Source organism: Rhizorhabdus histidinilytica (assembly GCF_900167915.1).
GTDB lineage: Bacteria > Pseudomonadota > Alphaproteobacteria > Sphingomonadales > Sphingomonadaceae > Rhizorhabdus > Rhizorhabdus histidinilytica.
The window spans coordinates 450168-466873 of the sequence record NZ_FUYM01000004.1 but is presented as its reverse complement, the minus strand read 5'-3'; the positions used below and the strand labels follow the sequence as shown (position 1 = coordinate 466873).

Annotated in this window: 14 protein-coding genes; 10 read left to right on the top strand and 4 right to left on the bottom strand. The window is 66.1% G+C overall.

Features of this window, described 5'->3' with window-relative positions:
- Position 1 precedes the first annotated feature (1 nt).
- Positions 2 to 1198, bottom strand: a complete 1197-nt coding sequence (locus tag B5X82_RS11590) for a hypothetical protein (RefSeq protein ID WP_235862668.1) — start codon at positions 1196 to 1198, stop codon at positions 2 to 4.
- Between the two features lie 97 nt (positions 1199 to 1295).
- Between B5X82_RS11590 and B5X82_RS11585 the strand changes: the two genes are divergently transcribed.
- Positions 1296 to 2384, top strand: coding sequence for a sphingomyelin phosphodiesterase (locus B5X82_RS11585; RefSeq protein ID WP_235862667.1), 1089 nt, complete (start codon positions 1296 to 1298; stop codon positions 2382 to 2384).
- A 141-nt stretch (positions 2385 to 2525) separates the two neighbouring features.
- Here the strand turns inward: B5X82_RS11585 and B5X82_RS11580 are convergent, their stop codons facing one another.
- Positions 2526 to 3398 carry a helix-turn-helix domain-containing protein gene (locus tag B5X82_RS11580; protein WP_328588183.1) on the bottom strand — a complete coding sequence of 291 codons (873 nt, stop codon included), beginning with the start codon at positions 3396 to 3398 and terminating at the stop codon, positions 2526 to 2528.
- Between B5X82_RS11580 and B5X82_RS11575 the strand changes: the two genes are divergently transcribed.
- The 6 genes from B5X82_RS11575 (at position 3376) to B5X82_RS11550 (ending at position 12183) form a co-directional block, all read left to right on the top strand.
- Positions 3376 to 4506 (top strand): NAD(P)/FAD-dependent oxidoreductase, encoded by a 1131-nt coding sequence (locus tag B5X82_RS11575; RefSeq protein ID WP_209045367.1) that lies wholly within the window; start codon positions 3376 to 3378, stop codon positions 4504 to 4506. The two genes, B5X82_RS11580 and B5X82_RS11575, sit on opposite strands and share 23 nt — an antisense overlap.
- 44 nt (positions 4507 to 4550) lie before the next feature.
- Positions 4551 to 6761, top strand: coding sequence for a TonB-dependent receptor (locus B5X82_RS11570; protein WP_079648308.1), 2211 nt, complete (start codon positions 4551 to 4553; stop codon positions 6759 to 6761).
- Between the two features lie 65 nt (positions 6762 to 6826).
- Positions 6827 to 8152 carry an MFS transporter gene (locus B5X82_RS11565; protein ID WP_139385088.1) on the top strand — a complete coding sequence of 442 codons (1326 nt, stop codon included), beginning with the start codon at positions 6827 to 6829 and terminating at the stop codon, positions 8150 to 8152.
- 31 nt (positions 8153 to 8183) lie between these two features.
- Positions 8184 to 9782, top strand: a complete 1599-nt coding sequence (locus B5X82_RS11560; RefSeq protein ID WP_079648306.1) for a serine hydrolase domain-containing protein — start codon at positions 8184 to 8186, stop codon at positions 9780 to 9782.
- On the top strand, positions 9779 to 11320 hold the full coding sequence (locus B5X82_RS11555) for a M81 family metallopeptidase (RefSeq protein ID WP_125724923.1): 1542 nt from the start codon (positions 9779 to 9781) through the stop codon (positions 11318 to 11320). The genes B5X82_RS11560 and B5X82_RS11555 overlap by 4 nt, the downstream gene beginning before the upstream one ends.
- Positions 11321 to 11520: 200 nt before the next feature.
- Positions 11521 to 12183 carry a DUF72 domain-containing protein gene (locus B5X82_RS11550; protein WP_079648304.1) on the top strand — a complete coding sequence of 221 codons (663 nt, stop codon included), beginning with the start codon at positions 11521 to 11523 and terminating at the stop codon, positions 12181 to 12183.
- On the opposite strand, the gene pdxR is transcribed toward B5X82_RS11550, so the two are convergent.
- A complete protein-coding gene (gene pdxR / locus B5X82_RS11545) occupies positions 12152 to 13678 on the bottom strand; it encodes a MocR-like pyridoxine biosynthesis transcription factor PdxR (protein WP_235862666.1) in 1527 nt (508 codons plus the stop codon). The genes B5X82_RS11550 and pdxR overlap by 32 nt on opposite strands.
- Here pdxR and B5X82_RS11540 point away from each other — a divergent pair.
- The 3 genes from B5X82_RS11540 (at position 13677) to B5X82_RS26785 (ending at position 14956) form a co-directional block, all read left to right on the top strand.
- The gene (locus B5X82_RS11540; RefSeq protein WP_079648303.1) at positions 13677 to 14087 is read left to right on the top strand and encodes a cupin domain-containing protein; all 411 of its coding nucleotides are present in this window, start codon (positions 13677 to 13679) and stop codon (positions 14085 to 14087) included. The genes pdxR and B5X82_RS11540 overlap by 2 nt on opposite strands.
- Before the next feature lie 19 nt (positions 14088 to 14106).
- Positions 14107 to 14580: a carboxymuconolactone decarboxylase family protein gene (locus B5X82_RS11535; protein ID WP_079648302.1), complete on the top strand. Its 474-nt coding sequence runs from the start codon at positions 14107 to 14109 to the stop codon at positions 14578 to 14580.
- Positions 14581 to 14803: 223 nt separating this feature from the next.
- A complete protein-coding gene (locus tag B5X82_RS26785; RefSeq protein WP_176152534.1) occupies positions 14804 to 14956 on the top strand; it encodes a hypothetical protein in 153 nt (50 codons plus the stop codon).
- Between the two features lie 204 nt (positions 14957 to 15160).
- On the opposite strand, the gene B5X82_RS11530 is transcribed toward B5X82_RS26785, so the two are convergent.
- Positions 15161 to 16702, bottom strand: coding sequence for a fatty acyl-CoA synthetase (locus tag B5X82_RS11530; protein WP_079648301.1), 1542 nt, complete (start codon positions 16700 to 16702; stop codon positions 15161 to 15163).
- Positions 16703 to 16706 lie beyond the last annotated feature (4 nt).

The following is a 16706-nucleotide window of genomic DNA, read 5'->3' as shown; positions in this document are numbered from 1 at the left end:
GTCAGGCCGCCAGGTCTTTGCCGCCCTGCGCCGGCTCGACCATCGCCGGCACGCCGAGGAAGCGCAGCACGGCCCGTGCCGCGCGAAGCGAGGACGGCTCCTCCGACAGATCGAAGCTGTCGGCGAACAATTGCTGCTGGATCGGCTCATACTGGTCGCGCGCGACCATAGCCCAGTCGATCGCGGCACCGAGATTGGCCGGATCGTGGATCACCGGCCCCGCCGCCCAATGCGCGTAATTGGGATTGCCGCGCCAATCGACGTCATGGCTGTTGAGAAAGACGCAGGGGCGGGGGCGATGGAGGAATTCGTAGACCTGGCTGCTGACGTCGCCGAGGTAGATGTCGGCGGCGAGCGTGTAGGTCATGTCGGTCGAGGCTGGGCTGCCCAGGTCGATATGGATGTTGGGTGCGTCGAGATGGCGTTGATCGATGACGCCGGGCCGGTCGATCCGCAACTTGTCGATCGTGACGACGAAGCGGCGGTGGAACAGCATGACGTGCGGCGCGAAGATCAGGTTGAACTGGTCGTCGTGGAGGAAATGGTCGAGCACCGCGCGGCCGTGGCGATACCAGGACGACAGGTGCGGTGAGAGGTGCGGGTTGTAGAGCACCGTCGGCTTGCCGTTGTCCTGGAAGGGCAGGCGGGGCGAGCGTTCTCCGATCAGGTCGAACTTGGCGTAGCCGACGGTGTCGATCCGGTCGGGGGCGACGCCGGCTTCCTGGATCAGGCGACGGCGGATCTTGGGTCCCGACACGAGCACCCGGTCGAACCGGGCGCTGGCCTTGTCGAAGCCGATCGCGCGATCGCCCGCGCCGTGCCGCGTATGGATGATCGGTACTCTCAGGCCGTAGCGGGTCTTGAGGAGGAGCGAGGTCTTTTCGGTGACGACGAGCGCGTCGAGACCTTCGAACAGGTCGAGATTGTCGCGATAGACCCCGATCTTGCGCACCGGCAGCGCCCATTCGAAATGTCGTGCGAGAAAGCGCGTCAGCGGCCTGCGCAATGCAAGCTGGACGATCGTCAGCCCCTCGGCGGCGTCGGCCGCCAGGCGGCGGACCTCGGCCGTCAGCCGGTCGTTGGTCGTGGCGACGACGATCTCGGCGGTGGGATGGAGCCGGCGTATCGCCAAGGCGATCGGCAGGGCGTGGGCGACCTGGTGGACCTGGTCGTGATTGAACAGAAATCCGATCCTCATGCGCGCCATGACGCCACCGTCCGGCGAAACCCGCATCGGCGCGAAAAGGGCGGATTCGCACGCCGAAGCGGTGCGGCTTTGCCAGGCGCTTGCCGTCTTGGCGCTCGAAACGGAGCGCATGGCGATGACGATCGGATCGAAAGCAGGGAAGATGGCGGCGCGGGTCGTGGCCGGACTGGGGCTGATCGTCCTGGTATTGCTGGTGCCGGGCCTGTTGCGCCCTGCCAACGGCAACACGCCATTCGTCATGACCAACATGCGCGGGCATCCCGGCCTCTCGGTGATGACCTATAATATCGAGGGGCTGCCCTGGCCGGTCCGGCTGGGCCGCGAGGCGGCGTTCGCCAAGATCGGCGCCCGGCTGGAAGCGCTGCGGCTGCTGGGCGAGCAGCCGCACATCGTCGTGCTGCAGGAAGCGTTCACCGACCAGGCGAAGCGGATCGGCGTCGAAGGCGGCTACCGCTATATCGTCAACGGCCCCGCCCGGTCGTTGGCTGGCGCCCCGATCACCACCGAGGCCGACCGCGCCTTCCAGCGCGAGGCGAGCTTCTTCAGCGGCGAGCGCAGCGGCAAGATCGTCGATAGCGGCCTCCAGATCCTGTCCGACTATCCGATCCTGTCGGTGCGGAGGATGGCCTTTCCTACCTGCGCCGGCTTCGATTGCCTCGCGAACAAGGGAGCGGTGCTGGCAATGATCTCGGTGCCGGGGCTCGGCGAACCGATCGCGGTGGTCGACGTCCACCTCAATTCGCGCCGCGCCTCGCACGTCGCCGATGATCGGTCGCTCTACGCCTATCGCCGCCAGATCGACGCGCTCGACCAGTTCCTCGCCGCCAATGTGAAGCCCGGCGCACCGGTCATCGTCGCGGGCGACTTCAACGTCGGCCAGCGTCCCGCGCGCCGGGCCTATTTCGCAGCGCACCTGCGCAAATGGGGCGAACGGGCGCCCGGCATCGTCAGGGACGCGCTGCGCACCTGCAGCGCGTCGGAGACGGTTTGCGGCAGCATGCCGACCGACGCGGCCTATTCGATGCTCCGCGCCCGCGACTGGCAACTGGCCGTTCCCGGCGCGCGCCTGCAACTGGCCGTGCAGGGCCTCAGCACGCCCTTCGGCCATGATGCCGATGGAGCGATGCTCTCCGACCATGTCGGCTATGTCGCCTTCTACGGCGCAAAGCGCAGCTGATCCCCATTAATTCACTGGCGCTCGAGGTTGAAGCGCATCGCCGAATGAAAGGACGACAGTGCTGCCGGTCGTTCCGTTGCTGGCGCCATATTTCGCAGCCGGTGCACCGGGACCCGGAAGGCGCGCTGTACGCGATGGCCCCTATGCACCCCGGATGGGAGGCAGTTCCTCGGCGCTGGACATCACGCCGAGCAACAGGACCTCGTCATATCCCTCGGCGCATATATAGGCATGGCCCATGCCTGAATCGATGTAGAGCGACTGACCCTCGTCGAGCCGGACCGGATCGTAGAATTCGGTGTGGACGATAAGGGCGCCCTTCACCACATATATGAATTCCTCCCCCGGATGACGGACCAGATCGCCGAAGTCCGCGATCGAGCGCACGTGAACCCGCGTGAGGACCGGTACCATGCGCTTGTTGCGCAATTCAGTGCAGACATAACGATATTCATAATTGGGCGTGTCGACGCGAACGGCCGATTCCATTGTGCCGATGCTCCGCCGGCCCATGATCGGTACCGGACTCGCTTCGCGTTCATCCTCCGCGAAGAGATCGGCCATCCGGATGTCGAGCCGTTCGCCGAGCTTTTGCAGTTTGTCATAGGTCAGCGAAAGGCGGCCATGCTCGACCTTCGACAAGGTCGACATGGGGATGCCGCTGCGCTGGCTCATTTCCTTGAGCGTCCAGCCGTTGCGCGTGCGCAGCTTGGTGAGGACGGCCCCCAGGGTTTTTTCGTCGCGAGACATCCTCGATTCCAATGATGTTGTCCTGATCAGGATCGCAGTAGCGTATCCGGTGACGGCTGCATACCGGATAAATGGCTGGTGGAAGGCATCTATTAGCCGGAAATCATGGTGAACAGCGAAAGGCGGAGGCTTTGCGAGATCATTGCAAAGCGGTTTATGTAAGTCCTGATCAGAAAGAATTTTCCAATTAGAAATTTTTCTGTCAGAAATGACCCATCGATTCGAACGAAATGGGTTGGACGTGCATCTCGAAGCCGACGTCATCGTGATCGGGGCAGGAATAGCCGGGGCCGGGGTCGCCGCCGAGCTGTCTACCAGCCACCAGGTAGTGCTGCTCGAGCAGGAGGCTCAGCCGGGCTATCATGCCACCGGCCGTTCGGCAGCTTTGCACTCCGAAGTCTATGGCAACGCCTCGATCCGCGCGCTGACCCGGTCGAGCCGTGATTTCTTCCTGGCCGGCGCCGACGGGCAGGATTTCGCCCATCCGCGCGGTTGCGTGCATATCGCCCGTGCCGATCAGCTCGACGCCCTCGAGGCCTTCGCCGGCCAGCCGACGGTCGGACCATTCGTGTCCCGCGTCTCCGGGGATGTGCTGCGCGAGCGTATCCCTTTGCTGAAGCCGGGCCATGTCGTCGCCGCGCTCGAGGAACGCTGCGCCTTCGATCTCGACGTCGCGGCGATCCACCAGCATTTCCTCAGGCGCCATCGTGCTAATGGCGGAAGCCTGCATTGCTCGAGCGGGGTCGAGGCGATCGAGCGGGCCAACGGCGACTGGCTGGTCGCGGCCTCCGGGCGGAGCTTCCGCGCCCCGATCCTGGTCAACGCCGCCGGCGCCTGGGGCGATCGCATCGCGGCGGTTGCGGGGATATGTCCCGTCGGCCTTCAGCCCAAGCGCCGAAGCGCGCTCACCGTCGACGCTCCGGCGGGCGTCGATCCGTCGCGCTGGCCGGCAGCGATCGACATCGCCGAGCAATTCTATTTCAAACCCGAAGGCGGCCGCATCCTGATCTCGCCCGCCGACGAGACCCCATCGGAACCGTGTGACGCCTCGCCGGAGGAACTCGACCTCGCGATCGCGGTGGACCGGGTGCAGCAGGCGCTCGACTTGCCGGTGCGCCGCATCACCCATAGCTGGGCGGGCCTGCGCACCTTCGTCGCCGATAAGACGCCGGTGGTCGGTTTCGCATCCGATGCACCCGGCTTCTTCTGGCTGGTCGGGCAAGGCGGCTATGGCATCCAGACTTCGCCCGCCTTGTCGCGACTGGCAGCCGAGCTGATCAGCGGCCGCTCCGTTCCTGCGGACCTTCAGGATCAGGGTATCGACGCGTCGGACCTCTCGCCCGCACGCCTCCGCGCCGAAGTCCTTTCGTGAAACCACATCGTCCAGGGAAGCCCATCAAGAGAAGGGGGACATCGATGCTCACTCCAACTGCCCGTGAAATCCGGTTGCTAGCGATCAGCACGATCGCGCTACTCGCCGCCTCGGCGCCCGCCCATGCGCAGGGAGGGGCCTCTCCGTCCGGCGAGGACGCGATGCCCGGCGACATCGTCGTCACCGCGCAAAAGCGCAGCGAACGGCTGATCGAGGCCCCGCAGTCGGTGACGGCATTGGCCGCCGAGGATCTGGCCAAGCTGGCGGCCACCGATTTCGCCGATTTCGCCAACACCGTTCCCGGCCTGCAGTTCACGACGCAGGGCGCGGGCACTTCGCAGATCAGCCTGCGTGGCGTGACCACCGGCGCCGACGTGGGGCCGACCGTCGGCATCTACGTCGACGACGTCCCCTATGGGTCGAGCTCCGCCTTCGCCAACGGCGTGCGCCGCGCGCTCGACGTCGGCCTGTTCGACCTCGATCGGATCGAGGTGCTGCGCGGCCCGCAGGGTACGCTCTACGGCGCGAGCTCGATGGGCGGCGTGCTCAAATATGTGATGCGCACGCCGTCGCTGTCGGATTTCGGCGGCAGCGCTCAGCTCGGTCTGGCCGATACCCGCCAGGGCGGCACCAGCTATGACGTCGCCGCAACCCTCAACGCCCCCGTGGCGCGGGACAAGCTCGCGGTCCGCGCGAGCGGCTATTATTCGCGCGACGGCGGCTTCAGCGACAATGTCGCGACCGGGCGGAAGGATGTCGATCGCGGCAAGGTCTACGGTGGCAGGGTCGAGCTCTACGCCCGTCCAACCGATGAGCTGACCGTCCGCCTGACCGGTTTCGCGCAGAACATCCGCCGCGACGGCAACGGCTATACGGCCTATACGCTTGCCGGGGACCGCATCGCCGGCACGCTCGATCAGGCTCACCCGCTCGCCGAACCGTTCCGCAACGATTTCCGGCTCGTCAGCGGCACGCTCGCCTATGACTTCGGCGGCGCGACGCTGAGCTCGATCAGCAGCTACCAGTCGAACAAGGCGTTTCAGACCACCGACGGATCGGCTGTCTATGCGACGCTGCTGAACCTCCTGTTCGGAGTGCCCGCGCAGGCCGTGGGCATCGACGAGCTCGCCCGGACGCGGAAGTTCACTCAGGAGATCCGGCTGGCGTCGGAAAGCGGCAAGCCGATCGAATGGCTGCTGGGCGGCTTCTACACCCGCGAGAAGAGCTTGCTGCACCAGTTCGGCAACGTCTTCGGTGCCGGCCTCGCGCCGCTGCCGGTCAACCTCGTCGACGCGCGCATCCGTAGCACCTACCGCGAATATGCGCTGTTCGGCGACGTCACCTGGCATCTGACCGACAGGTTCGACGTGACCGGAGGCATCCGCTACGCCCGCAACAAGCAGGCGTTCGAGCAGGACGCCGCGGGGCTGCTTGTCACCTCCGGCCCGCGTCGGACGTCGAAAGAAGGCGTGACCACCTATCTCGCCAATGCGCGCTACAAGTTCAGCCGCCACGTCACCGCCTATGCGCGCTTCGCCACCGGCTATCGTCCCGGCGGGCCCAACTTCCTCGTGATCGATCCGGCCACCGGCCTGCGCGGCGCTCCCGACACCTACGCGTCGGATACGCTCGACAGCTACGAGATCGGCATAAAGGCGGAGACGGCCGATCGGAGCTTCGGTATCGATCTTTCGGCCTTCTACATCGACTGGAAGAATATCCAGCTCCTCAGCCAGGTGGCCGGCGTGTCGACCTATCTCAATGCCGGCGGGGCGCACATCAAGGGCAGCGAGCTGACCCTCACGGCACGGCCCAGCCGCCGATGGCTGTTCAGCGGCGCGTTCGCCTATAATGACGGCTATGTCGCCGAAGCCAATGCGGCGCTCGGCGCCCGCAAGGGCGAGCGGCTGCCCAATACGCCGCACCTGACCGCTGCGCTCAACGCCGACTATCGGCTGGTCGACAGTCCGCTCGAACCGCGGCTCGGCGCCACGCTGCGCTATGTTTCGGACCGCGAGGCGAGTTTCGACGCCAATCCCGGCGTGCCGCAATATCACCTACCGGCCTACACCTCGATCGATGTCCGCGCGGGGATCACGGTCGGACCGGTCGATGCGCAGCTCTATGTGCGCAACCTTCTCGATGTCCGCGGCCAGCTGAGCGCCCAGACCATCCTGTCGAGCCTCGGCGGACCTGCGCAAGTGACGATGCTGCAGCCGCGCACCATCGGCCTGAAGCTGACCACCGGCTTCTGAGCGGGGAGGGGCGCAGCCGCTTCAGACGGCCGCGTCCCGCCTGCTTCCTTCGCAAAGGACCTCCCGTGAAAGACGACATCGGGGATCGGCACTATCCGGACCTTGGGGTGGCGCGCCGCGCGCAGATACTGTTCGTCGCTATCGCCTTCTTCACGGCGATGGACATCTATGTGATCTCGCTGCTCGTCGAGCCGATCAAACATGAACTCGGTCTTTCCGACGTCCAGGTGGGCCTCGCCAACACCACCGTCCTCTACGCGGCCTATGCGCTGTTCTGCATTCCCATGGGAATGCTCGTCGACCGGGTCAACCGGGTTTGGATGCTGGTGGCGGCCATGCTGCTCTGGTGCACCGGCCTCGTGATAACCGCCCTGTCGGGCGGCCTGTGGCCGCTCATGCTCAGCAAGGCGGTTCTCGGCATCGCCAACGCTATCACGCTGCCGGCGGCGATGTCGCTGATCGGCGACTATTTCGCCCCGCGCCATCGCGCGATGGCGACCAGCAGCTATGCGATCGGCCAGGGGCTGGGGCAGGGCGGCGCCATCATCATCGGCGGCCTTGGTCTCGGGGCGTTGGCGGCCGTCTCCGCCGGTCCGGGGGGCCTGCCCTTCGGGCTAAGCGCCTGGCGGGTGCTGTCGCTCGCCTTCGCCGCCGGCGGCGTGCTGCTCATTCCCCTGCTCGCCCTGCTGCGCGAACCCCCGCGCATGGAGGTTCGCGACCGGGGCGGCGGTACCCTCGTGGAACTCTGGGCCTTTCGCACCTTCCTGCTTCCGCTGCTCGGTGGAACGACCTTCCTGTCGGGAATGTCGACCGGCATATTGAGCTGGATACCGCCCGCCCTCACGCGTCTCTACGGACAGCAGCCCGCCGATTTCGCCGGTTGGTTCGGAGCGGTCTCGCTGGGGGCGAGCGTCGTCGGGCTGCTGGCGGGCGGAAAGCTGGCCGATCACCTGCTTCGTCGCGGCGACCGCGGGGGGATCACCCGGCCCGCCGCGATCGCGGCGCTGCTGTGCGCCCCGGCCTCCTTCCTGGCGATGATGCCCAGCCTGATCGGCTTCGCGATCGCCGCGGTGACCTTCATCGTCGCCTATGCGATCGCGATCTCGATTCCCGTCATCGCGATCAACTTCCGCATTCCCAACGAATTGCGAGGCCTGGTGATGGGGTTGTACGTGGTCACCGTGTCGCTTGGCGGGGCTCTGTCGGGACCGCTCGTCGCGCTCGTGAGCGAATGGCTGGGCGGCGAGGCCAGGCTCGGCGAGAGCATGGCGCTGGTCGGCGCTCCATTGGCGATGCTCGCGTCGCTGTGCCTCTGGTGGACCACGCGCCGCCCCTCGGCCGGGACGGGAGTGTCGCCTGACCTCGCCCTCACCGGCCCGGCGCGTCAATGAGGTTGGTCCGTTCCGTGTCGATGGAGAAGAGATGATGCCCCAACGGTCGATGGTTGCAACGCTGGACGAGGGCAAGGTCGACGCGATCTTCGCGCCGGTCGATCAGGGGCGGCAGCCCGGCGTGGCGGTGGCGATCGCGATCGACGGCAAGCCCGTCTACCGCAAGGGCTTCGGCCTCGCCCATATGGAACTGCCGGTGGTGCTGAGCCCGTCGATGCGGATGCGGATCGGCTCGACGACCAAGCATTTCACCGCGCTCGCCTATATGCTGCTGTGCGAGGAGGGGCGTGCCGGAATCGACGATCCGGTCGGTGCGCATGTGCCGGGCCTGCACGCGGCAAGCCGCGACGCGACGATGCGCCAGCTGATGGGCCATGTCAGCGGCCTTCGCGACGTGATGGCGATCACCCTTCTGCTCCAGGGCCCTTCCACGCCGGCGACCGACGCCGAGCTGATCGATTTCTACCGAACCATCGACGATCGCGACTTCGCGCCGGGAACCAGCTGGAGCTACAACAACGGCGGCTACATGCTGTTGACCGCCGCGATCGAGAATATCACCGGCCAATCGCTCGACGATGTGCTGCGCGAACGGATATTCGAGCCGGTCGGCATGTACGATACGCTATTGCGCCGCTGGGACACGGATTTCGTCCCCAATAGCGCCACCTTGCATTTCCGTCGGGCCGACGGGCGCTTCACCCGCGATTATATGGGCATGGAGGTGAGTGGCGCGGGCGGGATCGTATCGACGATGGACGACATGCTGCGCTGGATGAAGCACATGGACGCGCCGATCGTCGGCTCCGCGGGAAGCTGGCAACTGATGCGTGAGCCGATGCGCCTGGCGAACGGCATCTCGACCGGGTACGGCCTCGGGCTCATCACCATGCCCTATCGCGGGGTAGAGACCCTGTCGCACGGCGGCGGCGTCCTGGCCGGCAATTCGCAGATGATCAAGGTGCCGGCCGCCGGGCTCGACATCACGATTGCCAGCAACCGCGCCGACGTGAGCGCCGCCGATCTCGCCAACCGCGTCATCGACGCCTGTGTCGAAGGACTCGATCCCGTTCCCGAGGGCAAGGCGGTCGAGCGACGGACCGGCATCTTCGTTTCGGCGGCGAACGGCCGCGTGGTCGAGCTCAGCGAGACTGGCGAGATGCAGCTCGTGGCGATCGACGGCGGGCCGCCGGTGCCCATGCGCGCCGACGACCAAGGGGTGCTCCAGCTCCCCGACATCCTGCTGTTCTGCCAGCAGAGCGTGACCTTCGAGGATGAAGGACTTGGCTTCATGGAATTCGGCCATCGGCACCGTCTCGATCCGCTCGACGTGGTCGAAGGAGGCCGCCTGGGCAGTCGCTGCGGCCGCTACGGTTCGTCCATCGCGGACACCGGCCTCCAGATAGCCGACGAAGAAGGCGGGCCGACCATGACGATGTGGGGGCCGCAGGGCAGCGCCCGCTACAGGCTCGAACCGCTTGCCGATCGCATCTGGAAGGCGATCTCGCTGGGGCCGATTGGTGCGATCGGCGCAATTCTGACCTTTTCGGAAGGCGGGGACCGCCTTTCGGTCACCGCGGGCCGGATGCAGGCGCTGCGTTTCGAGCGGACGGCGGGAGCGGACGCGTGAACGGGCGCACGGGTCCCGAACCTCTGCGGATCTACGTGGCCGGGCTGTCGCACGAGACCAACAGCTTCTCGCCGATCCCCACCAGCATGCGCAGCTTCGAGAGCGACGTCTGCTACCGGCCCGGCGACGAGGCCGGTCGCGCCGCGGCGCTGGCCTTTCCCGGATATGGCGACGCCGTTGCCGTGGCCCGCGAGCGCGGCTTCTCCGTGGTCGAGGGTCCCTGCTTCTGGACCCAGCCCTCCGGACCGGTGACGCGGGCGCTCTATGAGGAGCTGCGCGAGGAAATCCTCGAAGGATTGCGGGCGGCGCAGCCGGTCGACATGGTCCTGCTCAACCTCCATGGGGCGATGATGGCCCAGGGGCTGGACGATTGCGAAGGCGATCTTCTGGCGCATGTCCGCCGGATCGTCGGGCCCGACATGCCGATCGGCGCCCTGCTCGATCTGCATGGCAACGTCTCTCCGCAGATGATCGGAAGCGGTACGGTGATCGTCGGCGTGAAGGAATATCCCCATGTCGACTATCGTCCCCGCGCCGGGGAACTGGTCGCGATACTCGCCGAGATGGCGGCGGGAAGGGTGCGGCCATGCACCGTGTGGCGCTCGATCCCCATCCTCAGCCTCCAGGGGACGACCGAGGAGCCGATGCGCAGCCTGGTAGCCGCGCTCTCGGCCTATGAGGAGCGCGATCATATTCTCTCGGTGACGCTGATGCACGGCTTTCCCTGGTCGGATTGGGAGCGCACCGGCGCTTCGGTCCTGATCGTAGCGGCACCGGGAGCGGAGGGCGCGGCGAAGGCCATTGCAGATGAGGTCGCCGGCCGCTTCGTGGACAATCTCGAAGCGGCACCAGCCGAGCGCCTCGGCGTCGGCGAGGCGGTCCGTGAAGCGCTGGCGACACCGCGTGGACCGGGACCCGTGGTGATCGCCGACAGCTCTGACAATCCCGGCGGAGGCGCCGCCTGCGACAGCAGCTTCCTGTTGCGCGAGCTGCTCGATCGCAAGGTCGATCGCGCCGCGATCGGCATGATCTGGGATCCGCAGGCGGCCATCATCGCCGCCGATGCCGGAGTCGGTGCGCGGATGGACCTGAGGATCGGCGGGAAGATCGGCGCTCTTTCGGGCGATCCGGTCGATCTGGCCGGTGCCGAGGTGGTCGCGATCCGCGACGACCTTCGGCAGCGCGTGTTCAGCGACGTCCCGAGCGACCCGCTGGGGCTTGCGATATGGTTGCGCGTCGGCGGGATCGATATCGTGATCAACAGCATCCGGCAGCAGGTCTTCTCGCCCGAATGTTTTACCGGACTTGGTATCGACCTTGCCGGGAAGGATGTCGTGGTGGTCAAGTCGAGCCAGCACTTCCGGGCGCGGTTCGATCCGATCGCGCGGCGTACGATCTACTGCAACGCGCCGGGCTCGCTCAGCGTCGAACTCACGGCGCTGCCGTACCGCCATGTAGGGTTCGTGACTGGGGTCGGCGCCTTCCATATCGATCGTGCTGTCGAATGGAGCTGCTATCCGCCATCGCTTTCCCACTGACAGGGATCGCCGGTCCGTTCCGCTTCCCGCTCGCCAACGCGTGCGCGCCCGTCCGTGCAACCGCGGGGCGCTTGAACCGTTCGCCGACGATGACCGGTCGAGCCCATGCCTCCGCTCCGCCATCGCAAGCCGCGTCGATACGGATCGGCTGCTCGGGTTGGAATTACCGCCATTGGCGGGGATCCTTCTACCCGCAGGCGATGGCGGCCAGGCGCTGGTTCGGCTTCTACGCCGAACAGTTCGATACGGTGGAGATCAACAACAGCTTCTATCGCCTGCCCAAGGCTGAGACGTTCGACAAGTGGCGGGAGCAGGCACCCGAGGGCTTCCGTTACGCCGTCAAGGCCAATCGGTTCATAACCCAGGCGAAGAAGCTCAGGGATTGCGAGGAGCCGGTCGCCCGCATGATGGCGCCGACCCGGCATCTCGGCGAGACGCTGGGCCCGATCCTCTACCAATTGCCGCCGATGCTAGGGCTTGATCTGGCCCGGCTAGAGGCGTTTCTGCGGCTGCTGCCGAGCGATCTTACGCATGTCTTCGAGTTCCGTCACAAGAGCTGGTACCTCGAGGAGACCGCCGCGCTTCTCGATCGGTACGGCGCCGGCGTCGTCGCGCATGATTTCCCCACCGTCGCGTCGCCGCGATGGGCGGGCGGGCCCGTCGCCTATGTGCGCTTCCATGGCGGGGTGGGGAAATATCATGGCCGCTATGCCGAGCGGGTGCTGCTGGACTGGACGGACTGGATGACGGCGCAGGCTGCTGCGGGCCGATCGGTCTGGGCCTATTTCAACAATGACATGGAGGCCGCGGCGATCCATGACGCGCTCACCCTCAAGGCAATGGTCCGTCAGCGGCGTAGCTAGAGCGATCGATCAGCTCGAAGAGCCGAGCACAGGATTCGGCCAGGTTTCGCGCCGGCGCGGTCGCGACACCGAGCAGAAGCCCGCTTTCCATGTTTTCGGTCGACGAATACCATGTCGACAGCGGCGACGGCGACATGCCGAGCGCGGAAGCTTCACGCGTCACCGCTACGTCCGATGTTCCCTCCGGCAGTCTCAGCAGTACCGCCAAGCCGGGCGCGGCGATCTGCCCGGCGCGCGCCGACGTACGGAGGCATTCCAACAATGCGTCGCGTTTGGCGGCGTAAGCGCGCTTCGTGCGGCGGAGGTGGCGCATATAATGTCCTTCCCGCATGAACTCCGCCGTCGCGAGTTGGACGGCAGGTCCGGGGGGCGGAGCGAGGCATGCCGCCACTTCGGCGAACCGGGAAGCCAGTTCGACGGGCGCGACCACAAAGCCGAGGCGAATGCTCGGGCTGAGCGTCTTGCTGAAAGAGCCGATATGAATGACGCGCCCGCCGCGATCGAGCGACGCGAGCGCCGGCGCGGCCCTGCCCGATAGTTGCAGGTCGCTCAGATAATCATCTTCGATGATCCAGCTTTCGCACGCATTGGCCCATTCGAGCAGGCGAATGCGCCGATCGAGCGACAAGGTGGAACCGAGCGGCGCTTGTTGACCGGGGGTGACGAGGACGAGCCTCGCATCGGGATGACGACGAAGGCCGTCGTCGACATCGATGCCCTGGCTATCGACTGGGATCGGGGCAAGGGACAGACCCGCAAGTTCCAGCCCCTTTCTGGACCATGGAAAACCCGGCTCCTCGACCCAGGCCCGCTCGCCGGCGAGGCGGAGCACGCTCAGTGTCAGGCCGAGCCCCGCACTGAAGCCTCCCGTCACGATGACCTGCGATACCGAACAATTGATGCCTCGCGAGACGGCGAGGTGACCCGCTATCTCCCGTCTGAGCTCGACCTCGCCGCGAGGATCTGGATAAAGCGGCGCAGCGCTTGTCTCCGCCCGGACTGCATGGGCGCGGATCCGCGCGAACAAGGTGGCAGGAAACGTCTCGGCCGACGGTATCCCCATCTGGTATAGCGCGGGGCCCTGCGTCATTTCCTGATAGAGTCTGATGAACGAGCCCGGATTCGGCGGAGGCTCGCTCTTCTCGATGCCACGAGGCCGTCGGGTGACGCGCGTGCCGGCCGCTCGCGTTGCCTCGATCAATTGGGCTGCCGCCAGTTTCTCATATGCGACCCGCACGGTGCCCCGCGAAACGCCGAGTTGCGCAGCGAGATCCTGCCACGATGGCAAACGTGCCCCCGGCTCCAGCACGCCTTGCTCGATGGCGGTGGTCACGCCGCTTCGGATCTGCTCGGTCAAAGATGTCTTCGCCGTGCGGTCGAGGGTCAGGTTGAGGGGCTCGCTCATCATGCCGTGGTACATTATTTCTTGAGTTTCTTGGTACTTTTTCCTGGCCTGACCGGTGGTATCTTCAACCCACCCGAAGGAGAAGGTCATGAAGATACCAATCGCTCTCGCCGTCGTCTTCGTCGCGACCCTTGCAGGGGCGGCCCTGGCCCATGACGGCCATGCTGAAACCGTCACGCCCAAATTCGATCGAGCGATCACGAACGTTCCTGGCAAGTCGCTCGTCATCGTCGAAGTCGACTATGCGCCCGGTGCCGCTTCCCCTTCGCACACCCATGCGCCGTCAGCCTTCATCTACGCTTATGTCCTGTCGGGTGAGATCGAGTCGAAGGTGAATGGCGAAGAGGCTCGCGTCTACAAGGCGGGCGAGGGTTGGTACGAAACGCCGAAAGCACGGCATCAGATCAGCCGGAACGCGAGCGCAACGAAGCCGGCGAAGCTTCTCGCGGTCTTTGTCGTGGATTCCGATGACAAGCCGCTCACTACCCCCGCCAAGTAAGATGAGATGGAACTGAACGATGTCCAAACGGCTTGATTACAACCAGATCGCTCCCCTCGGCGCCAAGGCGCTCGGCAGCGTATACGGCTATGTCGCGCAGTGCGGCTTGTCCGCCGAACTCGTGGACCTGGTCTATCTCCGGGTCTCCCAGATCAACAATTGCGCCTATTGCCTCGACATGCACACCCGCGATCTCGTCAAGAAAGGCGTAGCCGTCGGGAAGATCGCGCTGGTGCAGGCGTGGGAGGAAGCTGGCGAGTTGTTCAGCCAGACCGAGCGCGCGGCACTCGCCTGGGCCGAAAGTGTCACACGCGTCGCGGAGACCGGCGTACCGGGCGGCGTCTACGAGACTGCGCGCGAAGTGTTCGACGAGAAGCAACTGGTCGATCTCACGATCGCGATCAGCCTGATGAACGCCTACAATCGAATGGCGATCAGTTTCCGAAACACGCCGCAAGCCGTCGTCGAACATGATCGGGCGCGAGATCGGTAGCGTTCCACGACGACGAGCCGATCTCCGAAGGCCTCGCGGCTTCGATGCATCGGAACATGGCACGCGATCCTCTTCACCTCTCCATGCAGCAAATGCCACGCGACGAAGCCTGATGCCGCCCAGGATTGTCGTTGCGTTGCTCGAACGGAGATCGGGTCGGCGCTCGATGGCTTCATCACAGCGGTTCAGCTTCTGTCGATCTATCCCGCGCTAATGCGGTCTCATGACGTCGGATGAGATATCGAAGAAGATCGCCAGGGTCGTCGAGCATGCGCCCGAGTGGCTCCGTCAGGATCTCGCATCGAAGGACCTCGCGGCCCGCGGCCGCGCCGAAGAGACGCTATCGGCGATGATCGCCGCGGCCCTGAAGGCTTAGCCGGCGCCGGCGGCGCTACCCGGCCTACAGGGAGATCGCATGGGGCTTCACGCCGGGGCCGACGCTCGTCATCGTCCGCAAGGTCGGGCTCATGAGGGGCACCGCGCATCCGAATGCGGCGCGGCTGATGACCGATTTCCTGGCCGAGGTGGGCTGACGCCCTGCCGGTCCGATGTGATCGTCCTGCAGTGACGGATGCAGAAATCAGGCGCCCGGCGCCTGATCGCGCAGCTCCCGTTTGAGGATCTTGCCGGCGGCGTTGCGCGGCAGTTCGGGGACGAAGCAGATTCGCTTGGGCCGCTTGAAGCCGGCGAGGCGGCCCGCGCAATGCGCGTGGATGTCCTCCGCCGACACATCGGCGCCGTTGCGTGGGACGATGAAGGCGGTCACTGCCTCGATCCAATGGGGGTCGGGAAGGCCGATCACCGCAACCTCCGAGACATGCGGATGGGCGTAGATCGCCTCCTCGACCTCGCGCGAGGAGACGTTCTCGCCGCCGCTCTTGATCATGTCTTTCTTGCGATCGACGACGGTGATGAAGCCTTCCGCATCGATCGTGGCGAGGTCGCCGCTATGGAACCAGCCGCCCGCGAAGGCCGCTTCGCTGATCTCGGGCTGCCGCCAATAGCCGGACAGGAGCTGGGGCGAACGGTGGACGATCTCGCCGATCTCCCCGGGGGCGACGTCGCGCATCTGGTCGTCGACCACCCGGGTTTGGACGTGGAGCGTCGGGCGGCCTGCCGAGGTCGGCCTGGCCGCATGCTCCTCGGGGCGAAGCACCGTCGCGACCGGTGCGATCTCGGTCTGGCCGTAGAGGTTCCAGAGCCTCAAGCCCGGCAGCCGTGCGCCCAGTTCGTCGATCACCGCGGCCGGCATGATCGCTGCGCCATAGAAGCCGCGCGTCAGCGACGAAAGATCGTGCTTCTCGAACAGCGGGGAGCGCAGCAGCGCGATCCATACCGTCGGAGGGGCGAAGAAGGAGGATATGCGGTGGCGCTCGATCATCGGGATGATCAGCTCGGGTGCGGGCGACGCCGCGATGATGCTGGTCGCACCGGCGAGCAGGGCGGGGCCGGCCATCGCGTCGAGCGCGGCGCAGTGGAACAGCGGCAAGGCGTGCAGGGCGATCACGTCGGGCGACCAGTCGCAATCGAACAGGCAGCTCTGATATTGCCACAGCACCGCGGCATGGCTGAGCATCGCGCCCTTGGGCCGGCTCTCGGTGCCGCTGGTGTAGATGATCTGGAGCAGGTCGGCGCCGTCGGCGCGATCGCCGGGCGCCCCGCCGGGGACGAGCAATGCGCGCCAGCCCCGGCATTCGCCGCTGTCGTCCCGGCCGGTGAGGATCAGTATCTCCTCGACCGTGGCCGGCGTGGCCTCGCGGGCGAGGGGGAGCAGCGCGGCGTCTGTGAACAGCAGCCGCGCGCCCGAATGGTCGAGGACATAGGCGACCTCGGCAGGTCCGAGCATCACGTTGACCGGCACCAGCACCGCCGCGATCCGCGCGACCGCGAAGCGCAGCGCCAGGAAGGCATGGCTGTTGCGGGCGAGGATCGCGACCCGATCCCCGGCCTCGACCCCGAGCCGCAACAGGCCTTCGCCCAGCTCGTCGACCAGCCGGTCGAGCTCGGCATAGCTCCAGGCGTCGTCCTCGAAGACCAGCGCCGTCTTGTCGCGGTGGCGCAAGGCGGATCGCCGCAGCATCAGCGACAGTGATTGGCCTTGTGGCGGAGGCGCGGGATACATGTTC